The sequence below is a fragment of the Cupriavidus sp. LA-1 genome, from assembly GCF_055385985.1.
In genome coordinates this window covers 426,936-451,668 of sequence record NZ_AP031390.1, presented here as the reverse complement: position 1 = coordinate 451,668, position 24,733 = coordinate 426,936, and the positions used below count along the sequence as shown (strand labels likewise).

Sequence of the window (24,733 nt, the reverse complement as noted above, 5' to 3'; positions counted from 1 at the left end):
CATGGAAGACCTGCTCCCAGACTTGCGACACACGCTGGGCGATGACTATGTACTGACCACGCCGGGCGACACCGCCGCCTACCTGACCGACCGCCATGGCCGGCTGCACGGTCACGCGCTAGCCGTCGTGCGTCCGGCCGACACGGCGCAAGTGGCAGCCGTGGTGCGGCTGTGCCGGGCCCATCGCACGCCGATCGTGCCACAGGGCGGAAACACCGGGTTGATGGGCGGCGCCACGCCGGACACCAGCGGCCGCGCGGTGTTGTTGTCGCTGGGGCGGCTGAACCGCATCCGCGACGTCGACCCCGACAACGACACCATTACCGCCGAGGCCGGCGTTGTACTAGCGCAACTGCAGGACGCAGCACACGAGGCCGGGCGCTTATTCCCGCTCAGCCTCGGCGCGGAGGGCAGCTGCACCATCGGCGGTAACCTCGGCACCAACGCTGGCGGCACGCAGGTACTGCGCTACGGCAATATGCGCGACCTGGCGCTTGGCCTGGAGGTGGTCACTGCCGACGGCGAGATCTGGGACGGCCTGCGTGGCCTGCGCAAGGACAATACCGGCTACGCGCTGCGCGACCTGTTCATTGGCAGCGAAGGCACGCTCGGCATCATCACGGCGGCCACGCTGAAGCTCTATCCGCAGCCTGCGATCCAATACTCCGCACTGCTCGCTTTCGACTGCATCCGCGACGCGATCGCGTTCCTGTCGCAGGCGCGCGCCGGTTTCGGCGCGGCGCTGACCGCGTTCGAGGTGATCTCCGACACCGCGCTGGGCCTTGTCACCAGGCACGTGCCCGAGCAGGCTGTCCCGCTTGCTCACGGCCGCGCCTGGTATGCGCTGATCGAACTGTCGGACAGCGAGGGCGAGACGCATGCGCGTGCGCGCTTCGAGGCGGTTGTCGGGCAGGCCATTGAAGATGGCCTGGTCGCCGATGCCGCCGTCGCCGAAAGTCTGGCACAGAGCCAGGCCTTGTGGGCCCTGCGCGACCAGGCGTTGGGGGTGGCGCAGCAGCGCGACGGCGGCAACCTTAAGCACGACATCTCGCTGCCGGTTTCGCGCATCCCCGACTTCCTCGCCGCCACCGCGGCGGCGCTGCAGCGGCATTTCCCGGGCGTTCGGCCGGTGGCCTTCGGCCACCTCGGCGACGGGAACCTGCACTACAACGTCTCGCACGCGCCCGAATCCACGCCGGCAGCGCTGTTCGCCACCGAGGCCGCCATCAACGAATTGGTCCATGACAGCGTCCATGCGCATGGTGGCTCGATCAGCGCCGAGCATGGCATCGGGCAGCGCAAGCGCGAAGCGCTGCCGCGCTACAAGAGCCCGGTTGAACTCGCGCTGATGCGGCGCCTGAAGCAGGCCTTCGATCCGCTCGGCCTGCTCAACCCCGGCAAGGTGCTGCCGGATTCCCCTACCGAGATTTCACCATGAGCATTTCCCTGTCACAGCGCGCCCGCCGGGTGCGCCTCTCACCAATCGCCGCCGCCGGCCAGCGTGCCACCGCGCTGGCCGGCCAGGGCCGCGACATCCTGGCCCTGACCGCGGGCGAGCCCGAGTTCGATACGCCCGATGCAATCAAGGAGGCCGCCGTCGCAGCGCTGGCCCGCGGCGAGACAAAGTACACGCCTACCCCGGGCACGGTCGCACTGCGCCGGGCGATCGCCGCCAGGTACCAACGCGACCACTCGCTCGCGATCACGCCCGCCGAAGTCTTCGTCGCCAACGGCGGCAAGCAGGTCATCTTCGAGGCGTTCGCGGCCACGCTCGACAGCGGCGACGAGGTGCTGGTGCCGGCGCCGTACTGGCCTTCCTTTCCGGACATCGTGCGCGTCAACGACGGCACGCCGGTGGTCCTGCCCTGCGACGAGCGCAGCGGCTTCAAGCTCGACGCCGCCCGATTCGAAGCCGCGATTACGCCGCGCACGCGCTGGTTGGTGCTGAACACGCCCGCCAACCCGACCGGCGCGGTCTACAGCGCAGATGAACTCGCTGCCCTTGCCGACGTGCTGCGCCGCCACCCGCACGTACTCGTGCTGGTCGACGAAATCTACGAGCAGATCCGCTTCGGTGCCGCACCACCCCACTGGCTACACGTGGCGCCGGACCTGCGCGCGCGCACGCTACTGGTCAATGGCGCCTCGAAGACCTACGCGATGACGGGCTGGCGTATCGGCTGGGGCATCGCGCCGACGGAACTGGTGCAGGCGATGACGGCGATCCAGTCGCAGGTGTCCTCGGGCGCCAGCGCGATCGGCCAGGCCGCGGTGGCGGCGGCGCTCGATGCCGCCGACCAGACGTTCGTACAAAAGGCGCGAGGGGCCTACGCACGCCGGGCCGCGCTCGTGACCGAAATCATCCCGTCGATTCCGGGGCTGCGGCTGCTGCCGCCGCAGGGCGCGTTCTTTGCCTACGTCAACTGCGGTGGCCTGATCGGAAGCCTGCGCCCCGACGGGCGGCCCATCGAAAGCGACGCCGATGTGGTCGACTGGCTGCTCGAGGCCGAGGGCGTGGCAGTCGTCGACGGCGCCGCCTACGGCCTGTCGCCCTATTTCCGCCTCTCCTTTGCCGTGGCCGATACGGTGCTGGAAGACGCGCTGCAGCGCATCGCACGTGCCGTCGCCGCGCTGCAACCCGCACAGCAGGAGGTGGTGGCATGACCGATTTCCTGGCCCCCGTTATCGCGGCGCTCAAGCCACTGGGGCTGAACTATGCCTTCATACTCGATGCCGGCGAACGCTCGGCATTTCTGCATGGTCTGGTTGTGACACTGGAGCTTTGCCTGCTGACCATTCCTTGCAGCCTCGCCGCCGGCATCGTGCTGGCGGCGATGCTGACGTCGGGCCGGCGCGCGCTCGCCGCACCCGCCCGCGCCTTCGTCGAGCTCACGCGCAACACGCCCACGCTCGTGCAACTCTACTGCGCCTTCCTGGTGCTGAACATGCTGATCACCCAGCAGCTCGCCAGCCGCGGCACGGGCAATCCGCTCACGCCTTTTGTCTGGGTGGTGATCGTGGTCTCGCTGCACAAGGCGGTGTTTCATGCCGAGGCGCTGCGCGCCGGTATCGAAGCGGTGCCGCGCATCACGCTGGAAGCAGCGCGCTCGCTGGCCTTTTCCAAGCGCCAGTTGCTGCTCCAGGTCGAACTGCCGCTGGCGGTGCGCTTCGCGTTGCCGGCGCTCGTCAACAACCTAGTCGACCTCGTCAAGATGACTGCGGTGGCCTCGGCCATCGCGGTCGGCGACGTGACCTATGAATCCATCATGATCTGGACGCAGCGCGACAACGTGCTCGAACTGCTGTTGCTGATCCTGGCCTGGTTCGGCCTGCTGACCTGGCTGGTCGGCCGTGCCGGTCGCTGGCTGGAAAATCACCTGAGGATGCCAGGCTATGGCCAGTGACACGATTCTCCCCGCCGCGGTCGGCCCCACGCCACCCCTGGCGCGCGCGCTGCGCGATCCGTGGGTACTCACCCTCGCCGCAGTGGCGGCACTGCTGCTGTTCTGGAGCGCCACCGGCAGCACCCCAGCCGCCGTGCGCAGCCTCTGGGTCTGGACCCCTGCGCTACTGCGCGGGCTGTTGGCCAATATCGAGATCAGCGTGCTGGCGATGGCGCTCGGGACCGTCGTCGGCCTGGTGATCGGCGCGCTGTCATTGTCGTCGCATCCGCCGCTGCGCGTCTTCACGCGCACCTGGGTACAGGCTTTCCGCAACGCGCCGTTGCTGGTTCTGGTCTATTTCACCACCTACGTGTTCCCGTTTGAGCTGCACCTGGTGAACTGGACCTTTCCGTTCCCGGACTGGGTCAAGGTCGTGCTGGGCCTTGCGTTGCCGGCAAGTGCCAACGTCGCCGAGATCTTTCGCGGCGCGATCCAGTCGATTCCGAGCGCGCAATGGGAGGCGGCGCAGTCGCTCGCCTTGCGCCGCCGCCAGATCTTCCGCCTGATCGTGTTGCCACAGTGCCTGCGCCGCATGCTGCCGCCATGGATGAACCTGTACGCCAGCATCACGATGAGCACGTCGCTCGCTTCGCTCGTTGGCGTCCATGACGTGGTCGACACCGCGCAGGTTGCCAGCAACACGGTGGCACGCACCGACTTCACGATCCTCGTCTACTTCACGCTGCTGGCCCTGTTTTTTGCCTATTGCTACCCGATTGCGCGCGCTACCCGCGCGCTGGAACGCCGCCATGAACGCCACTGAGTCCTTTCTGCGCCGGGACACCGGCCGCACTGTCACATCGCCGCTGGTACAGCTGCGCGACGTCCACCTGAGCTTCGGTGCCAATGCGGTGCTCAACGGCATCGACGTCGACGTGCGCCGCGGCGAGGCCGTCACCATCATCGGCCCGTCCGGTTCGGGCAAGAGCACGATCCTGCGCTGCATCACCGGGCTGCTGCGTCCGCAGCGCGGGCAGATCCGTGTGGGCGATACCGCCGTCGAGACCTTGCGCGGCGAGGACGCGCTCATCGCGCTGCGCAAGCGCGTGGGTTTTGTGTTCCAGCAGTACAACCTGTTTCCGCACCTGACGGTGCTGGAGAACCTGGTGCTTGCACCGACCCGTGTATTTGGGCGCGTGCGCGGCGAGGCCGAGCGCGACGCACATGCGCTGCTCGCAAAGGTACGGCTGTCGGAAAAGGCCAACGCCTACCCGGGCGAGCTGTCCGGCGGCCAGCAACAGCGCGTCGCGATCGCGCGCGCGCTGGCGATGCAGCCGGAGCTGATCCTCTTCGACGAGGTGACCTCGGCGCTCGACCCCGAGACCGTCGGCGAAGTGCTGACCGTTATCCGCGATCTGGTCGAGGACGGCATGACCTGCGTACTGGTGACGCATGAGATGCGCTTCGCGGCCGAGATCAGCGACCAGATCTACTTTACCGAGGCCGGCCGGATCGTCGAGCACGGCCCGCCGGCGCAGATCTTCGGCCACCCGCAGCACGAACGCACGCGCGCGTTCCTGCGCCGCGCCCTGGGTGCGATCCCGCGACTGCCGGCCGGTTTCGATGCCGCGTTCGCGCCCGCGCCTTCCCCCTTTCCTGCAGACGGAGTTTCCGCATCATGAGCCATTCTTCTCACGCCGAACGCCTGGCCGCCCGCCGTCAGGCAGTGGCCACCGCCCTGTCCGACATCCGGCGCCTGACCGCGGGCCAGCCCGACCGCGCCGCGCTCGACGCGGTTGCCGTGCGCCTGCAGGCGCTGGCCGCCCAACGCGATCTGTTCACCCGCAAGGATTTCCCGCCCCCGGCGGATCCGGCCAGCGGCGCCTCGACGCGCTACCGCCTCAATCCCGATGACGGCGACGACGCGGCCGCGCTGTACCTGAACTCCATTAATCCGGGCAAGACGACCATCCCGCACAACCACGATACCTGGGCCGTGATCGTCGCGGTGGAAGGCCGCGAGTTCAACCGGGTATACCACCGCACCGACGACCGCAGCGACCCGAATTTCGCGCAGCTCGAAGTCGCGCGCGAGCTGACGGTCGAGCCGGGCACGCCCATCGCCTTCCTGCCTGACGACATCCACAGCATCCACGTGGTCGGCGACGCGCCGACGCTGCATTTCCACTGTTATGGCCGGCCGCTCGAGACGCTGACGGGCCGGTACGGCGTGCGCCCGGAGACTGGCGAGATCGTCAACTACAACGCCACGCAGATGCAACCGAGCAAGGTGGCGACATGAGCGGCGCAGGCAGACATACGCAACTGCTGCATGCCGGGGCGCCGACGCTGCGCGACGGTGCCGGGCCGGTCAATGTACCGGTGGTAAGGACCAGCACGGTGCGCTTCGCCACCCAGCAGGATCTGGAATCGCGCCAGCACCGCCGCGCCGCCGGCGAACGCGTTGCCTCCTATGGCCGCCACGGGCTGGACACGCACGAGGCGCTGGAAGACGCGCTGAGCACGCTCGAAGGCGGCCATCGGGCCTTTCTGGCGCCATCCGGGCTGTCGGCGATCACGCTGGTGCTGCTCGCCCTGCTCAGCCCCGGCGACCATGCACTGATATCCGACAGTGTCTATGCGCCCGTGCGGCGCGTGGACAAGACGCTGCTGCGGCGGCTGGGCATCACCGTCGAGTACTTTTCGCCAGCGCATGACGACCTCACCGCGCTGATCCGGCCCGAGACGAAGCTCGTCTACCTGGAATCGCCGAGCTCGCTGCTGTTCGAGGTGCTGGACCTGCCAAGGCTGGCGGCGGCGGCGCGCGAACGCGGCGTGCCGGTGGCCGTGGACAACACCTGGAGCGGCGGGTGGTTCCTGCAGCCGCTGCGCCTGGGCGCCAATATCTCGATCCAGGCCGCGACCAAGTACATCGCCGGGCATTCCGACGTGATGCAGGGCGCGGTCGTCGTGGACAGCCCCGCGCTGGCGGAGCGCATCGCCGCCACGCACGAGGCCCTGGGCCTCGCCATCGGCGCTGACGACGCCTACCTGTCGCTGCGCGGTCTGCGTACGCTGCCGCTGCGCCTTGCCCAGCACCAGCGCAATGCCACCGAGGTCGCGCAATGGCTGCAGCGTCATCCGCAGGTGGATCGCGTGTTTTACCCGGCGCTGCCGGACGACCCCGGCCACGCGCTGTGGCAGCGTGACTTCAGCGGCGCGAGCGGGCTGGTGTCGTTCGCTTTCCGCGATGCCGGCGCCAGCGCGGCCGGCGCGTTCGTCGACGCGTTGCGGTGGTTCGCGATCGGCGCCTCCTGGGGCGGGTACGAAAGCCTCGCGCTGGTCGCCCCGCCGGAACGGCTGCGCGAACACCGCTCCTGGCAGAGCCATGCGCCAGTGGTGCGGCTGCACGTCGGACTCGAAGACCCACAGGACCTGCTGGCCGATCTCGACCAGGCCTTTCACCGGACCCTGACCTGATATGAGCGATCCCGATCAATTCGCCCGCGAAGCGCTGCGCCTGCTCGGGCCGGCGCCCGAGAACTGGGTGCCGTCACGCGACGGCTTCGACCACAACGTCCTGATCGTCGGCGGCGGCCAGGGCGGCAGCGCCTTTGCGTTTGCCCTGCGCCGCGCCGGCATCGGCGGCGTCTCGGTCATCGACGCCGCGCCAGACGCCACACAGGCCGGCGTCTGGCTGACGCGGGCGCGCATGCACAAGCTGCGTACCGCCAAGAATCTTGTCGGCCCCGAGCTGGGCGTCACCGCACTGGGGTTCCAGGCCTGGTACGAGGCCCGCCACGGCAGCGAGGCATACGAAGCGCTGGACCGCATCCCGCGCACCGACTGGGCGGACTATCTGGACTGGTTCCGCCGCTTCCTTGACATCGAGGTCCGCTACGGTATCCGGCTCACGGAGATCGCGCCGCGCGAGGGCGCTGCCGTGCCGGGACTGGCGGTGCAACTCGTCGTGAACGGACAGGCGCGCACGGAAATCACCCGCAAGCTGATCCTCGCCAACGGCGTGGCCGGCAATGGCGCGCCGGCGCTGCCCGCCAGCCTGCGGCCAGCGGTTGTGGCCGGACTGGCGGCGCACACCGCCGATGCGATCGACTTCGCGGCGCTGGCCGGCAAGACCGTCGCCGTGATCGGCGCGGCCGCCTCGGCCTTCGACGCGGCCGCGGTCGCTCTCGAAGCCGGTGCCGCCGCGGTGCACCTGTTCGCGCGCCGCGAGCACATCGCCGCGCGCGCGGTCGCCAAGCCGCGCGGCTATGCCGGCTTCTATGATCATTTTCCCTGCTTGCCCGATGCCCATCGCTGGCACCACGCCGTGCGCTACCGGCGCGCGGGCTCGACCCCGCCGCCGGACGCGGTCAGGCGCGTGCTGGCCCATGACAACTTCCACCTGCACCTGGCGTCACCATGGGAAACCGCCCGCGTGGCCGACGGCCGCGTGGTGGCGGACGTCAACGGGCGTGACTTTGCCTTCGACTTCGTGATCGCCGGTACCGGCTACAGCGTCGATCCCGCACAGCGCCCCGAGCTTGCACGCATCGCACCGCTGGTGGCACGCTGGCGTGACCGCTACACACCGCCTGCCGACGAGCGCGACGACGCACTCGGAGCATCGCCCTATCTCGGCGACGGCCTGCAGTACGGCGAGAAGACCCCCGGCACCGCGCCGTGGCTGGGCGCGATCCATGTGTACAACCCGGCGGGATATGCCACCGTCGGCGCGCCGCTGGGCGACGTGCCGAGCATGCGGCGCGATATCCCGGCCGCGGTGCGGCGCATCAGCGAGGACCTGTTCCTGGCCGACCTCGACCTGCATGAGGCCCGTGCGCGAGTCGACGTGGAGCCGGACTTCGGTCCCGAGCTGTATGCGGGAGCAGTCTGGCGCGGGTGAGCACGGTGCTGCCGGGGCGTGCCAACAGTGGTTGCCCCGGCGGCTACGCGTTACGGCTTGCCGCCATACTGCTGCTGCAACTGCACCAACAGCGGCGAGCGCGGCACCAGGTCGAGCCGGGCCTCAAGCCCGACCAGCCAGCCCGAGCCGTGCAGGCGCTGCAGCACACGGTCGACCGCCGCTGCCGTGTCCTTCTCGCCCTTGCGCACCCATGCCACCTGCGGCGCCGGATCGACTTCTTCGGACAGCACGGCATAGTCGCGCCACTCCGGATCCCTGGCCACCAGCTGGTTCAGGGTCAGGCTCTCATGGACCGCGGCCACGCACGACGCACCGCCGCGCAGCGCCAGCAAAGATTCGGCCATGCCCTTGAAGCCCTTGAGCTCGGCGCCGTAGGTGCCCGCCAACGGCTTGGCATAGCTGCTGCCCTGCGACAGGCATACGGATTTACCGCGCAGGTCTTCCCAGCGGCGAATACCGGTGCGCTTCAGGAAGATGGCGGTGCCGCCATTGCGGTAGTAAGGGGTCGGCACATAGTCCAGCAGCGCGGTGCGTTCCGGCGTCAGCAGCATGCTGGCAACCAGCAGGTCGACCTTGCCCTGCTGGAGGAACTGCACGCGGTTGGTGGGCAGCACCGGCACCAGCTCAACCTGTACCGCCAGTTCACTGGCGATCTTGCGCGCGAGTTCGGGGTTGAAGCCGACGGGCTTGCCGGTGGCCGGGTCGACGGAGCCAAAAGCGCTGTTGCCATTGACGATCACACCGATGGTGATCTTGCCGCGCTCGCGGATCCGATCGAGTGTGGCGTCTGCCCTGGCGGCCGGCATCAAGCCGCAGAGTGCGAGCGGCAGCACGGCGAGCGCCATGCGGCGCAGAAATCGGGGAGTCTCTTTCATCAAGAAGCCGGTTCAGGAACGATGAGGCGCGAGATCGTCGGCGAGCTGGTACAGGCAGTCGCCGCGTTGTGTCAGCGCGGGCACGCGCTTGCAGATAACCAGCCCTGCCGCCGGAAAATGCACGGTCACCGGCTCGCGCTCGGGCCGCTCTGGCGTGTGCAGCCTTGCCGCAGGTTGCCCCGCATCGACACGCTCCCCAAGTTGCACGAGTGGCTCAAAGATGCCGTCGTCGTAGGCGTATACGTAATGCCGTGCGCGGTCCACCCGCAGCAGCCGCGTGTCATGCGGCGGCCCGGGCGGCACCAGCGGCCCTTCCAACACCCCTACGTGCCCGAGCAGATGCAGCAGGCCCTGCCAGGCGCTGCCGAGCACGGCGGCGTCCACGGTGCCCGCACCGCCCAGTTCGGTCAACAACCCCAGCACGCCGTTGCGACGTGCCGCGGCAAGCAGGCCAACCGGATTGGGGCTTTCGTTGATCAGGCTGTATGGCAGGCCGGATGCGGCCACCGCGGCCAGCAGGCGCTGCTGGCGCGCGGGATCGGGATCGGCCTGGGCAAACAGCGTCGCGCCATGGTACTGGAGCGAGCTGCCACCCGAGTGCAGGTCGACCACCACGTCCACGCGTGGCAGCAGGCTGCGCTCGATATAGTCCGCAATCACCTGCGTTGGCGTGCCGCGCGGATCGCCGGGAAAGCTGCGGTTCAGGTTGCCGCCATCCAGCGGCGAAGTGCGCAGGCCGGCTTGCGCGGCCGGGTAGTTCGCCATCGGCAGCAGGATCAGCCGGCCCCGCACCTGCCCCGGTGCGACTTCGCGGACCAGGCGCGAGACCAGGATCTGGCCCTCGTACTCGTCGCCGTGATTGCCGGCCATCACCAGCACGGCCGGGCCGTCGCCATTGCCGATCGAGGCAATGGGGATGGGCAGCCAGCCGTAGGCCGAGCGATGGACCGAGTGCGGCAGGCGCAGGCAGCCGACCTGCCTGCCGGGGCGTTCGAAATCGACTTCGCTATGGATCGGAGAGGCGATCGGTTGTTGGCGGTCGGAGCCCATCGCTCAGTCCGCCAGCAATCGGATGCCGATGTCCCCTTCCCGCTCGAGCTGCGCAACCAGCCCGATCTCCCAGTTTAGATAGGCCTGGAAACCCGCATCGCGCCGCGCCACATCGGCGTGGTGGTAGGGGCTGTACCAGTAGTCGTCCTCACCGGTCAGCACGCCCTGCGCGCCGCTGCCGGTGGGCAGCCCCGCCGCCGCCCACGCCTGCGTGCCCCCGGCCAGGAAACGCACGTCACGGCCGCTGCGCGCCGCCAGCTCCGCCGCGACAATGCGTGCAAGCACGCCATCCGACGACGTGATCAGCACCGCTTCGCCGGCAGGTATCTCCGCGACCAGCGCCTCCAGCCGGTCCGGTACCGCGAACTGCGCCCCGGCAACATGGCGCCTCTCGTAGGCGGCGCGGCGCTCGACATCGAAGACGCGTGCGCGCCCTGACTGCAACAGCGCATCGGCTTGCAGCGCCGACACCGGCGCCCCCGCAGGCCGCGAGGACAGCACGCGCAGCGGCTCCGGACCGGTGTCGACAGCGGTGTCGGGCGGCGGCGCGTACACGAACACCTCGTGCGCGCCCAGTTGCGCCAGCCACGCACCGGTGGTCAGCGCCCGCACGCCGTCCCAGTCGGCCAGCACAATCCGCGCGTGGCGCGTTGCAGCGTATTCGTCGGTGGCTTGCACCAGCTGGCCGCCCGGGGCCCAGCGCCAGCCCGGCAGGTGGCCGGCCTCGTACTCGGCGCGCGTGCGCACGTCGAAGCGATACAAGGTGTGCTGCCCGGCTTCGCGCTCGAGCCGCGCCAACGCGGCATCATCGACGCGGCGCACACCGGCACGGGCCGCGACGGCCTCGGCGCGGGCACGGGCGGTTTCGCGTGCCGCTTCGGCTGGCTCAGGCAGCGGCGTATGGCGCCCGTGGGCCAGGGTGCGGCCATTCAGCAGCCACGCCATGGTGCCGTCCTTGAGCGAGACCACGGGGTTAGGCAGCCCGGCGTCGATCAGCGTCTGCGCGCCGACGATGCTGCGGGTGCGGCCCGCGCAGTTGACGACGACCAGCGTCTCCGGCCGCGGCGCGAGCTCGCCGATGCGATAGACCAGCTCTGCGCCGGGCAGGCTGTGCGCGAACGGCAGGCTGAAGTCTGCAAACTCCTCGGTGGTGCGGCTGTCGACCACCACCAGGTCGTCACCGCGCTCGATGCGCTGCTGCAGTTCGTCGGTGCTGATCCATGGCGTGTGCTTCTGGTGCTCGATGACTTCGCCGAAGGCCTTGCTGGGCACGTTGCTGCCGCTGAAAATCTCGAACCCCGCCGTCGCCCACACCGCCGTGCCGCCGGTAAGTACCGACACGTTGCGCCAACCCAGGCGCAGCAGCTTGGCGGCGGCCTGATGCGCCAGGCGATCGCCGTCGTCGCCACCCTCGGTCAGGACGATGCGCGTATCGCGGCGCGGCACCAGCCGGTCGATCAACAGTTCCAGCCGCCACAGCGGCGCAGAAGCCGCAAGCAGCAGGTGGCCGCGCACAAAGACGCCGGTCTCGCGCACGTCCAGCAGCGCGATCTCGTCGCCGTCGGCCAGCGCCGCCTTCAGCGCTGGCGCATCGATGGCGGCATGTGCGATGTGCCTGGGCGGCCCGAAATGCCGGTAGCTGCCGCCCGTGGCGCTTTCGAACACCACGCGCCGGCTCAGTCTGTCCAGCGCCAGCCCATAGAAGTGCAGGTGCAGGCCGGGCTCATCGTCGACCAGTTCGATGGTATGGACATCGTCGGGCAACAGCGTGACCGAGCTTCCGGCAACGACATCGCTGCGGCCGGTCTCGGCCAGGCGGTCGCGTGCGGGATCGTCCGTTGCCTCGCGTCGGTAGAACACGTTGCGCTCATTGCCGGCGATGCCGGCAATGATGGCCCATGTGGTGTGGTCATGCGGCGGCTGCGCCCTGCCTGGCAGCCCGGCCGACACGTAAAGCGCGTAGCGGCCGTCGTGGTCTTCGGACAAGCGAAAGACCTGCGCAGGATTGTCGGTGGAGACCGGAAAGTGCGCAGGCGGGAACAGATCGCGCCTGGCGCCCAGCCGCTCCAGCGCGCGCGCCACCGTCTGCAGCGTCTCGCGGTCGGCATGTTGCGCGCGCTCCAGCAACTGTCGTGCTTCGGCGATGAAGGCGGCCACGGCCGCGTGGCGCCGGCTGGCAACGTCGTTGCCCGGCACCGCTGATGGGGAAAGGTTCTGTTGGGTCATGCGCCGACTGTAACGCGGCCACCGAGCGGTGAAAAAGAAGGCTTTCGAGTATCGACATGCGGCCGGCTTCGATCGGCGCCGGCCATGGCCTGGCGCGTCCCGCATATGCATAGGCTCAATCATTCGTTGGTGGGCTGCGGCCGGCTTCGTATGCTTAGTGACCCGATCAGGCCCAAGCGCTTTCCCGCCCAGGACGGCCTGCAAGCTCCCATCCAGGTCGTTATCATGCTCCGCCGCAACTTTCTTCGCGCCATTCTGAGTCTTTCGCCAACCATGCTGGCCGCTGCGCCCGTGTCTGCCGGCGCCGCCGACGCGACCTTTCCCACTCGCCCTGTGCGCATCGTGGTACCGGTCGCGCCTGGCGGCAGCGCCGACAAGCTTGCACGCACGCTGGCCACCAGGCTCAGCGAGACCTGGCATCAGCCGGTGGTGGTGGACAACGTCGTCGGCGCCAGCGGTACCATTGGCGCCGCGCAGGTCGCCAAGGCCAGGCCCGACGGCCATGTGCTGTTGCTTGGCGGCGAAGGCGTGACGCTCAACGCCTCGCTGTTCAAGAACCTGCCCTATGACACCAGCTACGCCTTCCGCGGCGTCACCAAGGCGGTGGTAAATCCCCAGGTGCTGGTGGTCAGGCCCGACCTGGGCGTGCGCACCTTCCAGGACTACGTGGCGCTGGCACGCCGCAAGCCCGGAGAACTGGCACTCGGGCTGCCCGGCAATGGCGGCATCGCCCACATCGCGCATGAAATGCTGTCGCGCCAGCTTGGCTTAAAGGTCAACTACATCCCGTATGCCGGCGGTGCGCCGGCTACCGTGGACCTGCTCGGCGGCCATATCGACGCCACGCTGATCACGCTGGCAGCGGTGACCGACTATGTACGCGCCGGCAAGCTAACCGCGCTCGCGGTCACGACACCTTATCGCTCCAAAGCACTGCCGCAGGTTCCCACGCTTGCCGAAGCCGGGGCCACGGGCTTTGCCGTCGAGAGTTGGCAAGGACTGCTCGCGCCTGCGGCAACTCCGGCTGCTGTGGTCGAGCGCATCAACCGCGATGTCGCGGCGGTGCTGCACGCATCAGCCACTCGAAGCCAGCTGGAAGACGCTGGCTATGTCGTGGTCGCCTCTTCGGCGCAGGAGCTGGATGCAACGCTGGCGCGCGACCTGCCCCGTTACGCCTCGGTGATCGCCGCATCGGGCATCACGCTGCGCTGATAACCGCTGGAACCCAAATGACTGACATGACCCATGCCATCGACGCCGCCATGCTGCGCGGCTGGCTCAACGACGGGCAGCCGCTAGCCCTGTTCGACGTTCGCGAGCATGGCCAGTACGGCGAAGGCCACCCGTTCTTCGCCGTGCCCCTGCCCTACAGCCGCCTTGAGCTTGAAGTCGGCCAGCTGGCACCGCGCCGTGCGGAACGCATCGTGCTGTTCGACGATGGCGACGTGGAAAATCCCGTGGCGTGGCACGCAGCGCGGCGCCTCGCCGATCTTGGCTACCTGAAAGTGACAGTGCTCGATGGCGGCGCACCCGCCTGGGCTGCCGCCGGCTACACCTTGTTCAAGGGAGTCAACGTACCCTCCAAGACGTTTGGCGAGCTGGTCGAACACATCCAGCACACACCCCGCCTGAGCGCCGACGACCTCGTTGCCCGCCGTGCCGCCGGAGAGAGCTTCGTGCTGGTGGATGGCCGCACCGAGGAAGAACACCGCAAGATGACTGTCCCGGGCGCGCTGAGCTGCCCCAACGGCGACCTTGCGCTGCGGCTGCCCGCGCTGCTGCCCAATCCGAACACGCCCGTGGTGGTGCATTGCGCCGGGCGCACGCGCAGCATCATCGGCGCCCAGACGCTGCTGAACCTGGGCCTGCCCAATCCGGTACTGGCGCTGGAGAACGGCACGCAGGGCTGGTATCTGGCAGGCCATGCGCTGGAGCATGGCAGCGACCGCTTCACTGTCGCCGTGCCTTCGGCCCCGGTGCTCGCCGCGGCGCGCGAGCGCTCCGTCAGGCTGCTGCAGCGCTTTGGCCTGCCCTCGCTGTCGACCGCGCAGGCACAGCAATGGCTGCATGATGCGCACCGCACCACCTACCTCTTCGATATCCGTTCCGCCGACGAATTTGCCCGGCGTACGATCGATGGCGCGGTGCATGCGCCCGGCGGACAGCTGGTGCAGGCAACGGATCGCTATATCGGGGTGCGCGGCAGCCGCGTCATTGTGTTCGACGACGACGGCGTGCGCGCGCCGGTGGTTGCCAGCTGGTTGCACCAGCTTGGCTATGAGACCGCCGTGCTTGCCGATGGCGTGGAGGCCTCGCTGCAGGTTCGCGCGCGACCAAAGGTGGAGGTCACTACCGCCCTGCCCGTGCTCAACGCCGACCTGCTGCAAGCGCTGCACATCGCAGCCCAGCGCCTAGCTATCATCGACCTGCGCGAGAGCTCGGCATTTGAGCGCGGTCATGCCTCTGGCGCGGTCTGGTCGATCCGGCCGCGGCTGCTGCAACAACTTCGGGCGCTTGGCGTAGCGCATGCCGATCCTGTGGTTCTGATCGCCAGCGAGCCAGACGTGGCAATACTTGCGGGCGGGGATCTGCTTGAGGCAGGCTATCGGCAAGTGTACCGCACCGACAATGGCTATGCCACCTGGCAGTCAGCCGGGCTGCCGCAAGCGGTTGCGCCCGAGCCGCTGCCTGCAAAAGCGCGCATCGATTACCTGTTCTTTGTGCACGACCGCCACGAGGGCAACCGGGACGCGGCCCGCGCCTATCTGGCTTGGGAAACCGGGCTGATCGCGCAGTGCGCGCCGGATGAGCTGGCTGTGTTCCGCATTGCTGCGCCTGGGCGCGACTAGCCCCAGCCTGCCGGACGCGCCAGCGTTCGGGATAGTCAGTCTGTGGTGGGACTGGCCGGACGAAGCCTACTCTTTTACCCATGACCAGCACCCAGTGATGAAGCGCATGCAGTTCCAGGCAAGGAGAGGCGATAATGATCGTGCCGGGGTCGCAATTGGACGGCTGACTGAAGTGCCGCGACCCGGAGTTTTTTTCGTAGCTTCATGACGCTTTATCCGGAGAACCAGAATGGCTACCGAGCCAGTTGGCGCCCTTGCCGTTCTCCAGCTGGGAAAGCATGCCAATGGAGACGCCGCAATGCTTCGCCGCCTGGTCAATTGGCCCGGCTACGAAGGTCGGAAGTCACTGGCACGGCCATGGGTGCATTCTTCTGCCGGCGTGACGCCCAGGGTACCGAGCGCTGCTGGCTGGAAGTGACCGGCAAGGGGAACAAGACCCGGCTGGTGCCGGCCTCCGATGAGCTGATCGCCGAACTGGCGCGCTACCGCCGCGCCCACGGCCTGGCGCCTACCCCGCAGCCAGGGGAGACGCGTCCGCTGGTGCTGCCGGTGATTGGAAGAGCGGGCAGCGAGAAACCGCTGTCACGCGGCGCGCTGCCGGGCCAACAAGCCTGGACTGCAACAAGGACGAGTTCATCGGCCGAAGCCGCCGGTCGCTATCTGCTCGCGGGCCGGCGAACCGCGCGCGGGCCTGACGCCATCGGGTGAAGCCAGGCGCTTCGCTCGGGTGTGGCAAAGTAACATATCGTAGATGCCGAACTCCACCCAATTCCGAGCCGTTCATACATGTGGCAAGTTGATCCTACCTCTCTTCGCCTTTTTATCGCGGTTTGCGAGGAGGGCACCATCGCCCGCGCGAGCGAGCGAGAATTTATAGCTCCCTCGGCGGTCAGCAAACGCATCGCCGATATTGAAGACGGCTTCCACACCCCTTTGCTAATCCGCAGTCAACGCGGCGTAACGCCAACGCCGGCGGGAGAAGCATTGCTGCGCCATGCACGCCAGATTATGCGCGACATTGAACGCCTGCATGCCGAACTGGGCGAGTACGCCGACGGTGTGCGCGGTCATGTCCGCATGCTCGCCAACGTCTCTTCCATGGTTGAATTCCTGCCCGAGGAATTGACCAGCTTCCTTCAGCAGAACCCGGGCATCCAGGTGGACCTCGAAGAGCGCATCAGCCCTGATGTCGTTCGCAGCGTATCGGAGGGTAATGCCGACCTGGGGATCTGCCGCAGCTATGTGGCAACCGGTGATCTCGAGACTATCCCTTATCGCGCAGACCATCTGGCCGTAGTGGTCAATGCGGATCACCCACTGGCGGCCAGTCACAAATTGTGCTTTGAGGACACCCTTGATTACGATCAGCTTGGTCTCTCATCGACTGCCTCGCTGCACACGTTGATGACCCGCCTCGCCGCCGAGAAGGGCCGCAGCCTTCGTATCCGTACCCATGTATCGACGATAGACGGCGCCTACCGCCTGATCCAAGCCGGGCTGGGACTCGCCATCTTGCCGATTGAAGCCGTAGGGCGTTATGCCGAGATGTATGGCCTGCGCGTTATTCCCCTTAGGGACGCTTGGGCAACTGGGCAATTTGTGATTTGCGTGCGCAATGCAAATTCACTCTCGCTGGCAGCGCGTAAGCTGCTTGACCATTTGCTGGCACGCGTCCCCACGCCTTCCTCCCCCACCCCCTCCTTGCCCTGACCGGCGGCAACCGCGTTCCATGCAGGATTGGCACCATCGCGAACCGCGATGGACTCGCTCGCCAACCACGTCTTTCCCCTAGTACGCCCCCTCGGCTAGCCTTGAGTCTCAAAAAATGCATCAGGAGACTAGGCATGGCCAACCATGGAAGCACCGTTGTCGTGAATGAAGTTGGTCTGCGAGACGGCCTGCAGGCTGTCGCGCGGACCATGCCCACGATTGGCAAGCGAAAGTGGATTGACGCCGCCTACGACGCAGGCGTGCGGCACATGGAAGTGGCGTCCTTCGTATCGCCCAGGCATCTGCCGCAGATGGCCGACGCAGCCGAGGTGATCGCGCACGCGCGCTCCCTGCCGGGTCTGCTGATTACGGCGCTGGTGCCCAATTTGCGCGGCGCGGAAATGGCCGTGACGGCCGGGGCGCACCGCATCGTTGTCCCCATCTCCGTCAGTACCGAACACAGCCTAGCCAATGTCCGCAAAACGCCTCGGCAAATGATTGACGAATTCCACGGCATACGTGAGTTGCTGGACAGCGATCCTCGCGGCGCTACAACGACTTTGATCGCCGGCTTGTCGACCGCATTTGGCTGTACGCGCCAGGGTCACGTTCCGCCTGCCGACGTGTGCGAGATCGCGCGGCTGTCGGTCTCGGCTGGATGCGACATGCTCTCTCTCGGCGACACCACCGGCTACGCTACGCCAGGCCACGTGGGGAGGCTCATCGACGCCGTGCGGGCACTGGTGGGCGAGATGCCCATGGCCCTGCATTTTCACGACACCCGCGGCATGGGCCTGGCCAACACCATTGTTGCGCTACAGCACGGCATCCGCGAGTTTGACGCCTCGCTCGCCGGGCTTGGCGGCTGCCCGGCTGCGCCAGGCGCATCGGGCAATGTCACGACCGAAGATCTGGTCTTCATGTTGGAAAGTATGGGGTATTCCACTGGGATCGACATTGGCCGGCTGGTCGCTTTGCGCGCTCTTCTGGAGGAGTACCTGCCAGGCGAGCCGTTGCATGGCTACCTCGCGCGCAGCGGCCTTCCAAAGAATTTTCCAGACGTGTTGCACGACGGGCTGGCCAGGGAGCCCGCGCCGAAACCGGTGCCAGACACTGCGGCGGCTCGCGCCAGGCTGCCGCTTGAGGGAATCCGTGTGGTAGAGATGTCGCACATGGTGATGGGGCCCACTTGCGGGATGATCCTGGGTGACCTCGGTGCCGAGGTCATCAAGATCGAGCCGCCGCGGGGCGACGGTACGCGCCGCCTGCTTGGCGCGGGCGCGGGCTTCTTCCGTACCTTCAATCGCAACAAGAAAAGCGTGTCACTCGATGTCGATCAGCCTGCCGGCCGCGAGGCGCTGCAGCAACTTGTGGCTACCGCCGACGTCTTTATCGAGAACTTTAAACCCGGTCGCATGGCCGATCTGGGCCTTGACTACTACACACTACGCCAAAAGAACCCGCGCTTGATCCATGTCTCGCACAAGGGATTCCTTAGCGGCCCTTACGAGGATCGGCTGGCGCTTGACGAGGTGGTGCAGATGATGGCCGGCCTGGCCTATATGACTGGGCCAGTAGGCCGGCCGTTGCGTGCAGGCAGCTCGGTCAATGACATCATGGGTGGCATGTTCGGCGCCATTGGTGCCCTAGCCGCGCTGTACGAGCGCGCGCATAGCGGTGTGGGCAAGGAAGTCCAGAGCGCACTGTTCGAGAACTGCGTCTTGCTATGCGCCCAGCATATGCAGCAGTACGCCGTAACTGGCCGGCCCGCAGCGCCGATGCCGGAGCGTATCAACGCCTGGGCCGTGTACGACGTCTTCCAGTTGGCCGGCGGCGAGCAAATGTTCTTGGCGGCGACTGGCGATGGCCAGTGGAAGTCGCTATGCGACTTGCTCGGACTAGAGCCTTTGCTGGCCGACGAGACCCTGGCGACGAACAATCAGCGTGTCCTGGCCCGTGAACGCATCTTGCCCATCCTGGCAGGAGCCCTACGTGAGACCGATGCCACCACGCTGGCCTCGCGACTCGAGGCCGCCAAGATACCCTTTGCTGCCATCCGCCGGCCCGAGGAACTATTTGACGATCCGCATCTACTCGCCAGCGGCGGTCTCGCAGACCTGAAGCTCGACGATGGCTCCAGTACGCCGATGCCGCTACTGCCGTTTTCCCTGGATGGCAGTCGTTTGCTGCCACGCCGGTCAATCCCGAGGATTGGTGAGGACACCGGCGAGGTTCTACTCGGCCTCGGCTATAGCGAAGCGCAACTACGCGAACTTGTTGCGTCCGGCGTGGCAAAGCTGGGCGATGCGTCGGCTTGCCCTGCCGATGCTGCCTGAGTTCACCATCCCGCTGAAGGCAAGGAGACGAGCATGACAATCTACCGTTACGGCGACCACACGCCGACCATTCACGAAAGTTGCTACGTGGCTGACGCCGCTACAGTCCTCGGCAAGGTTACTCTGCGTGAAGACAGCAGCATTTGGCCGCAAGCCGTGCTACGCGGCGACAACGAAATCATCGATATTGGCCCGGGCAGCAATGTACAGGAAGGCGCAGTGCTGCACACCGACGCCGGCTTTCCCCTCACACTAGGAAGCCATGTGACAGTGGGGCATCAGGCTATGCTCCACGGCTGCACGGTGGGTGACGGCACCTTGATCGGCATTCAGGCCGTAGTGCTGAACGGAGTGGTTTTCGGCCGCAACTGCCTAGTCGGCGCAGGCGCGGTAGTCACCGAGGGGAAGGTCTTTCCGGACAACTCGCTAATACTGGGCGCCCCGGCCAAGGCCGTGAGAAAGCTTAGTGAAGCCGATATCGCAGGGCTGCGCGCGAATGCCCTCGACTACGTGCAGCGCGCCCGACAGCACAAGACCAGCCTTGCGCGTATCGGCTAAGTTATCGGATAACGCGTTTCAAACAGTCAGCCAGCGCTTCCCTAGCGCAGGCACGGCAAGGGCAGCAGACCCTCATCCGCCTACAATAAGTGCAAATGGAGACAACCATGCATCCCACCGTACCGCGAGCCGCTGCTCGCATTGCCGCGGCCTTCGCGTTGGCTTGCTGCACCTTGTCATCTCACGCCGCTGACAAGTACCCAAGCAAGCCAATCAAAATGATCGTGCCGCATTCGCCGGGCTCGACCGCAGACATGGTGGCCCGTACCGTTGCAGAGGGGCTGGGCAACCGGATGGGCCAATCCGTCTATGTGGAGAACAACGCGGGCGCGGCCGGTATTCCCGGCACGCGTCAGCTAACCACTGCCGCCCCGGACGGATACACCATTGCCATCGTATCCTCGAACCACGCCACGAACCCTGGCCTCTACAAGCATCTTCCCTATGACTCGATCAAGGACATCACCCCAATATCCATCATAGGTACCTCCCCAATGGTCATGGTGGTAAGTGGCGATTCCTCCTACAAAACCGCGCAGGATCTCGTGGCCGCGGCTAAAGCCAAGCCTGGCGGTATCAGCTTCGGTTCTTCCGGTAAGGGCACCATATTGCATCTGGCCGCGGAGATGTTCCTCGACAAGACCGGGGTAAAGATGCTTCATGTGCCGTATCGTGGCGTCAACACCATGATGACTGACCTGATGGGCGGGCAGATCCAGATGGCGTTCCTAGGTATTCCGTCAGCACTGCCGCAGATCAAGGCGGGTAAGCTGGTGGCGCTGGGCATCACCACCACGCACCGCGCCGAGAGCTTACCAAACGTGCCGACGCTGGCAGAGGCCGGCGTCAAAGACTACAACTATGAAGCTTGGGTGGCCTTGATCGGGCCAGCCGGTCTGCCTCCTGCAGTCACCGAAAGGCTACAAGGCGAAGTCGGCAAAGTGCTCGCGACACCCTCCGCCCGGGAAGTATTTAGTGCACAGGGCTTCGTACCGGTAGGCAGCACACCTGCGGTTGCTTCGCAAGCAATCAAAAGCGAGATCAGCAAAAGTCTCGTCCTGATCAAGCGCGCCTCCATTTCCGCTGAATAGCTCGCGAACGGCTGATGTTGAGTTAGCTACCGCGCCACACCGGCCCGGATCAGAGCATAGTGCTCGATAGCTGCTATCGCTGCGAGGCGGCAGCTTCGCTTACCATCGCCGTGGAGAAACGATGGCGGGCCATCGCACACGGCGCCGTGTCCTCGCGCCCCGGTCAGCCATCGCCACTACGCATCAGACTCGGTCCGATACCCGTCCGGCGCAGAATTTTCCCAAGGTACGCATCCATTGCCATCCGCAGGTCCTCTGGCTACGCCAGACCCTGGCGGCCCTCGACCTGAGCGACGCTTCCATGACCAATCCCAACAGCGGACACCTACGTTATCTTCGAGCGCGGGCGGGAAAGCTTGAGCAGCGGCGCCTGCAAGCTTGGCAAGCGGCCCACGCGAGCGCAGCAAAAACGGACCGAAAGCAATCACCACCTGCGGGCATTGTCCCGGCAGATATCGCGTCTCGGTCCGACACTAATCGCTACTCAATCCACCGCTTGATGGCGTCACCCATCACGTTCGCCGAAATGCCATAGCGATCGTGCAATGTGGGCAGCGCCCCGGCATCCAGGAACGCGTCCGGCAACCCCACCTGCCGAAACGGCACAGAGATGCCAGCTTGCATCAGCGTCGTCGCGACCGCTTCCCCGAGGCCGCCGATTACGGTGTGGTTCTCGGCGACCACCACCAAGCGCCCTTTTCGCCTGGCCTCGCGCAGGATGGTCTCGGTGTCCAGTGGCTTGATGGTCGGCACGTGCAGCACCGCCACCCCGATGCGATCCTTCTCCAGCACCTTGGCCACCTCCAGCGCGCGCATCGTCATGATGCCCGACGAGATCACCAGCACTTCAGCGCCGTCGCGCAGCAGCTTGGCCTTGCCCAGCTCGAATTTGTAGTCGTACTCGTTCAGCACCACCGGGACATTGCCGCGCAGCAGGCGCGCGTACACGGGCCCGTTGTGGGCGGCAATGGCCGGCACCATCTGCTCGATGTCGATGGCGTCGCACGGGTCGATCACGGTCATGTTCGGCATGGCGCGCATCAGCGCCAGGTCTTCGGCGGCCTGGTGGCTGGGGCCGTAGCCGGTGGTAAGCCCTGGCAGTGCGCAGACGATCTTCACGTCGAGGTTGTCTTCAGCGATGGTCTGGTGCATGAAATCATAGGCGCGCCGCGTCGCGAAGACCGCATAGGTGGTGACGAAGGGCTGCGCGCCCTCATGGGCGAAGCCGGCGGCGGCGCCCATCAGGAGCTGCTCGGCCATGCCCATCTGGTAATAGCGCTCCGGGAAGGCCTGGGCAAAGAGATGCAGGTCGGTGTACTTGCCCAGGTCGGCCGTCATGCCGATCACGTTAGGCTTGTGCCGGCCCAGTTCTACCAGGGCGTGGCCGAACGGGGCCGATCTTGTCGCCTGCCCTTCCCCTGCGATAGAGGCGATCATCGCCGAAGTCTTCAGCTTGGGCCTGGCGCCGGTGGCGTTGGCGTTGGTTGGGTTGGTCTTGCTCATGCTTGTCTCCCGGCTTCCAGGGCCTGCAATGCGAGTTGCCATTCGTGGGCATCCACGCGGATAAAGTGGTTCTTCTCGCGCTGTTCGAGAAACGGCACGCCGCACCCCATGCGCGTATCGCAGATGATCATGCGCGGCTGCGCGCCGCGGTGCTCGCGCGCCGCGCGGAAGGCGGCGGCCACGGCGTCGATGTCGTTGCCGTCCACGCGCTGCGTGAACCAGCCGAACGCTTCCAGCTTGGGCACCAGCGGCTCGAACGCCATGATCTGGGTGGAGGGACCGTCGGCCTGCTGGTTGTTGACGTCGACCACGGCGATCAGGTTGTCCAGCTTCCAGTGCGCGGCGGAGAGGATGCCTTCCCAGATCGCGCCCTCGTCCAGCTCGCCGTCGGAGAACAGCGTATAGACGAAGTTGTCCGAGCCCTTGCGCTTGAGCCCAAGGCAGCGGCCCACGGCGATGGTCAGGCCCTGTCCCAGCGAGCCGCCGGACATTTCCATGCCGGGCGTATAGCTGGCCATGCCCGACATCGGCAGGCGGCTGTCGTCGCTGCCATAAGTCTCCAGCTCTTCCGCAGGAAGGATGCCGGCTTCCAGCAGGGCTGCGTACAGCGCGATGGCGTAGTGGCCGTTGGACAGCAGGAAGCGGTCGCGCCCTTCCCATTCGGGGTCTTGCGGGCGGTAGCGCATGGCGTCGAAGTAGGCCACGGCGAGCACGTCGGCGATATCGAGCGCCTGGCCAATATAGCCCTGGCCCTGGACTTCGCCCATCAGCAAGGCGTTGCGGCGGATGCGGTAGGCGCGTTCCCGCAAGGACACGGCCTTGTCGGTGGTAGTTTGTTGCATGGTGTCTCCTGCAAACGATTGGAGTTTCAAAGAAAGGGGCATCAGCGGTTCACGGACCGGGCCGGTACCAGGAAGACCAGCATCGCACCGAAGACGACGGTGGCCGAGATAAACACCAGCCCGGCGGTGGACTTGCCGGTCAGGTCGTTGAGCCAGCCCACGATGGCGGGCGAAAAGAAGCCGGCCAGGTTGGCCACGCAGTTGACTGCGGCAATCCCCGCTGCGGCTGACATGCCGCCCAGCAGCGCGGTGGGCAGCGCCCAGAACTGCGAGGACGAGGCCAGGATGCCGGCCGCGGCGATGCACAGGCACACCAGCGATGCGCTGACACTCCCCAGCATGGGCAAGGCGGCAAACCCGGCGGCGGCGACCACCATTGGCACGATCAGGTGGAATCGGCGCTCGCGGTGGCGGTCCGCGCTCATGCCGACCAGCGGCAGGGCCACGATGGCACAGAGATACGGCAGCGCGGTGTAGATGCCCACCCACAGCGGATCGGCCACGCCGGCCTTGCGGATGATCGTGGGCAGCCAGAAGGTCAGGCCGTACTGGCCCAGCACCACGCAGAAGTAGATCCCGGCCATCAGCCACAGCCGGCGGTCGCCCATGAAGGCGCGGATCGACATGTGTTGCGTCTTCTGCGCATTGTCGCCTTCGATATTGCGCTTGAGCAGCGCCTTCTCGGCGTCGGTGAGCCAGTGCGCCTGGTCGATGCCGTTGTCCAAGTAGAACAGGATGGCCACGCCCAGGAACAGCGACGGCAGGGCCTCAATCAGGAACAGCCACTTCCAGCCGGCCAGGTCGCCCACGCCGTGGAAGGCATGCAGGATGTAGCCGGACAGCGGCCCGCCCACGATGCCCGCCAGCGGGATCGCCATGAAGAACAGGGACAAGGCCTTGGCGCGGCGCTCCGACGGGAACCAGTAAGTCATGTACAGGATCACGCCGGGCGCGAAACCGGCCTCGGCCGCGCCCAGCAGGAAGCGCAGGATGTAGAACTGGGTTGGCGTACTGACAAAGGCGAAGCAGGCGGAGATCACGGCCCAGGTCAGCATGATCCGCGCCAGCCAGCGCTTGGCGCCGACCTTGTGCAGGATCACATTGCTCGGCACTTCAAAGATGAAGTAGCCGAGGAAGAAGATGCCGGCGCCCAGGCCGTAGATGGTCTCGCTGAACTGCAGATCGCTCAGCATCTGCAGCTTGGCAAAGCCGACATTGACCCGGTCCAGGTAGGCGCCCAGGTAGCACAGCATCAGGAACGGGATCAGCCGCTTCACCACCTTGGCGTAGGTGCGGGTCTCGAAGGTGGCAGAATCGGCGTGCAGCGTCGCTTCGCCGCCGATGGGCGAAGCCGCGTATTTGGTCTTCATCGGTTGTCTCCTG

The 24,733-nt window shown here is 66.6% G+C and carries 20 protein-coding genes and 2 pseudogenes; 16 read left to right on the top strand and 6 right to left on the bottom strand.

Annotated features, from left to right (window positions below; genetic code table 11):
- Window position 1 precedes the first annotated feature (1 nt).
- The 8 genes from ACZ5MJ_RS36280 to ACZ5MJ_RS36245 are packed head-to-tail and all read left to right on the top strand — an operon-like array spanning window position 2 to window position 8,289.
- Window positions 2–1,438, top strand: a complete 1,437-nt coding sequence (locus ACZ5MJ_RS36280) for an FAD-binding oxidoreductase (RefSeq protein ID WP_464227175.1) — start codon at window positions 2–4, stop codon at window positions 1,436–1,438.
- Window positions 1,435–2,664, top strand: a complete 1,230-nt coding sequence (locus ACZ5MJ_RS36275; protein WP_464227173.1) for an aminotransferase class I/II-fold pyridoxal phosphate-dependent enzyme — start codon at window positions 1,435–1,437, stop codon at window positions 2,662–2,664. Before ACZ5MJ_RS36280 ends, ACZ5MJ_RS36275 begins: the two co-directional genes overlap by 4 nt.
- Entirely contained in the window at window positions 2,661–3,404 is a 744-nt protein-coding gene (locus ACZ5MJ_RS36270; protein WP_464227172.1) for an amino acid ABC transporter permease, read from the top strand. The genes ACZ5MJ_RS36275 and ACZ5MJ_RS36270 overlap by 4 nt, the downstream gene beginning before the upstream one ends.
- Window positions 3,394–4,206 (top strand): amino acid ABC transporter permease, encoded by an 813-nt coding sequence (locus tag ACZ5MJ_RS36265; protein WP_114130163.1) that lies wholly within the window; start codon window positions 3,394–3,396, stop codon window positions 4,204–4,206. Before ACZ5MJ_RS36270 ends, ACZ5MJ_RS36265 begins: the two co-directional genes overlap by 11 nt.
- Window positions 4,193–5,065, top strand: a complete 873-nt coding sequence (locus tag ACZ5MJ_RS36260) for an amino acid ABC transporter ATP-binding protein (protein ID WP_464227171.1) — start codon at window positions 4,193–4,195, stop codon at window positions 5,063–5,065. The genes ACZ5MJ_RS36265 and ACZ5MJ_RS36260 overlap by 14 nt, the downstream gene beginning before the upstream one ends.
- Complete coding sequence (locus ACZ5MJ_RS36255) at window positions 5,062–5,685, top strand: cysteine dioxygenase family protein (protein ID WP_436225408.1); 624 nt, start codon at window positions 5,062–5,064, stop codon at window positions 5,683–5,685. Before ACZ5MJ_RS36260 ends, ACZ5MJ_RS36255 begins: the two co-directional genes overlap by 4 nt.
- Window positions 5,682–6,863 (top strand): cystathionine beta-lyase, encoded by a 1,182-nt coding sequence (gene metC / locus ACZ5MJ_RS36250; RefSeq protein WP_114130160.1) that lies wholly within the window; start codon window positions 5,682–5,684, stop codon window positions 6,861–6,863. The genes ACZ5MJ_RS36255 and metC overlap by 4 nt, the downstream gene beginning before the upstream one ends.
- A 1-nt stretch (window position 6,864) precedes the next feature.
- Complete coding sequence (locus tag ACZ5MJ_RS36245) at window positions 6,865–8,289, top strand: SidA/IucD/PvdA family monooxygenase (protein ID WP_464227170.1); 1,425 nt, start codon at window positions 6,865–6,867, stop codon at window positions 8,287–8,289.
- 50 nt (window positions 8,290–8,339) lie between these two features.
- Here the strand turns inward: ACZ5MJ_RS36245 and ACZ5MJ_RS36240 are convergent, their stop codons facing one another.
- The 3 genes from ACZ5MJ_RS36240 to ACZ5MJ_RS36230 are packed head-to-tail and all read right to left on the bottom strand — an operon-like array spanning window position 8,340 to window position 12,461.
- A complete protein-coding gene (locus ACZ5MJ_RS36240; protein ID WP_226797440.1) occupies window positions 8,340–9,185 on the bottom strand; it encodes a transporter substrate-binding domain-containing protein in 846 nt (281 codons plus the stop codon).
- A gap of 12 nt (window positions 9,186–9,197) precedes the next feature.
- Complete coding sequence (locus ACZ5MJ_RS36235; protein WP_464227169.1) at window positions 9,198–10,235, bottom strand: succinylglutamate desuccinylase/aspartoacylase family protein; 1,038 nt, start codon at window positions 10,233–10,235, stop codon at window positions 9,198–9,200.
- Window positions 10,236–10,238: 3 nt separating this feature from the next.
- On the bottom strand, window positions 10,239–12,461 hold the full coding sequence (locus ACZ5MJ_RS36230) for a rhodanese-like domain-containing protein (protein WP_464227168.1): 2,223 nt from the start codon (window positions 12,459–12,461) through the stop codon (window positions 10,239–10,241).
- Window positions 12,462–12,686: 225 nt separating this feature from the next.
- Between ACZ5MJ_RS36230 and ACZ5MJ_RS36225 the strand changes: the two genes are divergently transcribed.
- The 8 genes and pseudogenes from ACZ5MJ_RS36225 to ACZ5MJ_RS36190 all read left to right on the top strand — a co-directional run bounded on the left by ACZ5MJ_RS36225 (window position 12,687) and on the right by ACZ5MJ_RS36190 (window position 21,005).
- The gene (locus ACZ5MJ_RS36225) at window positions 12,687–13,673 is read left to right on the top strand and encodes a tripartite tricarboxylate transporter substrate-binding protein (RefSeq protein ID WP_114130222.1); all 987 of its coding nucleotides are present in this window, start codon (window positions 12,687–12,689) and stop codon (window positions 13,671–13,673) included.
- Window positions 13,674–13,690: 17 nt separating this feature from the next.
- Window positions 13,691–15,310: a rhodanese-like domain-containing protein gene (locus ACZ5MJ_RS36220; protein ID WP_464227167.1), complete on the top strand. Its 1,620-nt coding sequence runs from the start codon at window positions 13,691–13,693 to the stop codon at window positions 15,308–15,310.
- Window positions 15,311–15,628: 318 nt separating this feature from the next.
- Window positions 15,629–15,907 (top strand): annotated as a pseudogene (locus ACZ5MJ_RS36215) (tyrosine-type recombinase/integrase); the annotation flags it as partial.
- 189 nt (window positions 15,908–16,096) lie between these two features.
- Window positions 16,097–17,020 (top strand): LysR family transcriptional regulator, encoded by a 924-nt coding sequence (locus ACZ5MJ_RS36210; RefSeq protein WP_114130155.1) that lies wholly within the window; start codon window positions 16,097–16,099, stop codon window positions 17,018–17,020.
- Between the two features lie 134 nt (window positions 17,021–17,154).
- Window positions 17,155–18,000: pseudogene (locus ACZ5MJ_RS36205) on the top strand (hydroxymethylglutaryl-CoA lyase); the annotation flags it as partial.
- A gap of 183 nt (window positions 18,001–18,183) precedes the next feature.
- Complete coding sequence (locus ACZ5MJ_RS36200; protein ID WP_464227539.1) at window positions 18,184–19,356, top strand: CaiB/BaiF CoA transferase family protein; 1,173 nt, start codon at window positions 18,184–18,186, stop codon at window positions 19,354–19,356.
- A 33-nt stretch (window positions 19,357–19,389) separates the two neighbouring features.
- Complete coding sequence (locus ACZ5MJ_RS36195) at window positions 19,390–19,914, top strand: gamma carbonic anhydrase family protein (protein WP_114130153.1); 525 nt, start codon at window positions 19,390–19,392, stop codon at window positions 19,912–19,914.
- A gap of 107 nt (window positions 19,915–20,021) precedes the next feature.
- Window positions 20,022–21,005, top strand: coding sequence for a Bug family tripartite tricarboxylate transporter substrate binding protein (locus ACZ5MJ_RS36190; RefSeq protein WP_464227166.1), 984 nt, complete (start codon window positions 20,022–20,024; stop codon window positions 21,003–21,005).
- Between the two features lie 480 nt (window positions 21,006–21,485).
- On the opposite strand, the gene ACZ5MJ_RS36185 is transcribed toward ACZ5MJ_RS36190, so the two are convergent.
- The 3 genes from ACZ5MJ_RS36185 to ACZ5MJ_RS36175 are packed head-to-tail and all read right to left on the bottom strand — an operon-like array spanning window position 21,486 to window position 24,720.
- Window positions 21,486–22,508 (bottom strand): transketolase family protein, encoded by a 1,023-nt coding sequence (locus tag ACZ5MJ_RS36185; RefSeq protein WP_464227165.1) that lies wholly within the window; start codon window positions 22,506–22,508, stop codon window positions 21,486–21,488.
- The gene (locus tag ACZ5MJ_RS36180) at window positions 22,505–23,350 is read right to left on the bottom strand and encodes a transketolase (protein ID WP_464227164.1); all 846 of its coding nucleotides are present in this window, start codon (window positions 23,348–23,350) and stop codon (window positions 22,505–22,507) included. Before ACZ5MJ_RS36180 ends, ACZ5MJ_RS36185 begins: the two co-directional genes overlap by 4 nt.
- Before the next feature lie 41 nt (window positions 23,351–23,391).
- Window positions 23,392–24,720 (bottom strand): MFS transporter, encoded by a 1,329-nt coding sequence (locus ACZ5MJ_RS36175; protein ID WP_464227163.1) that lies wholly within the window; start codon window positions 24,718–24,720, stop codon window positions 23,392–23,394.
- Between the last annotated feature and the right edge of the window lie 13 nt (window positions 24,721–24,733).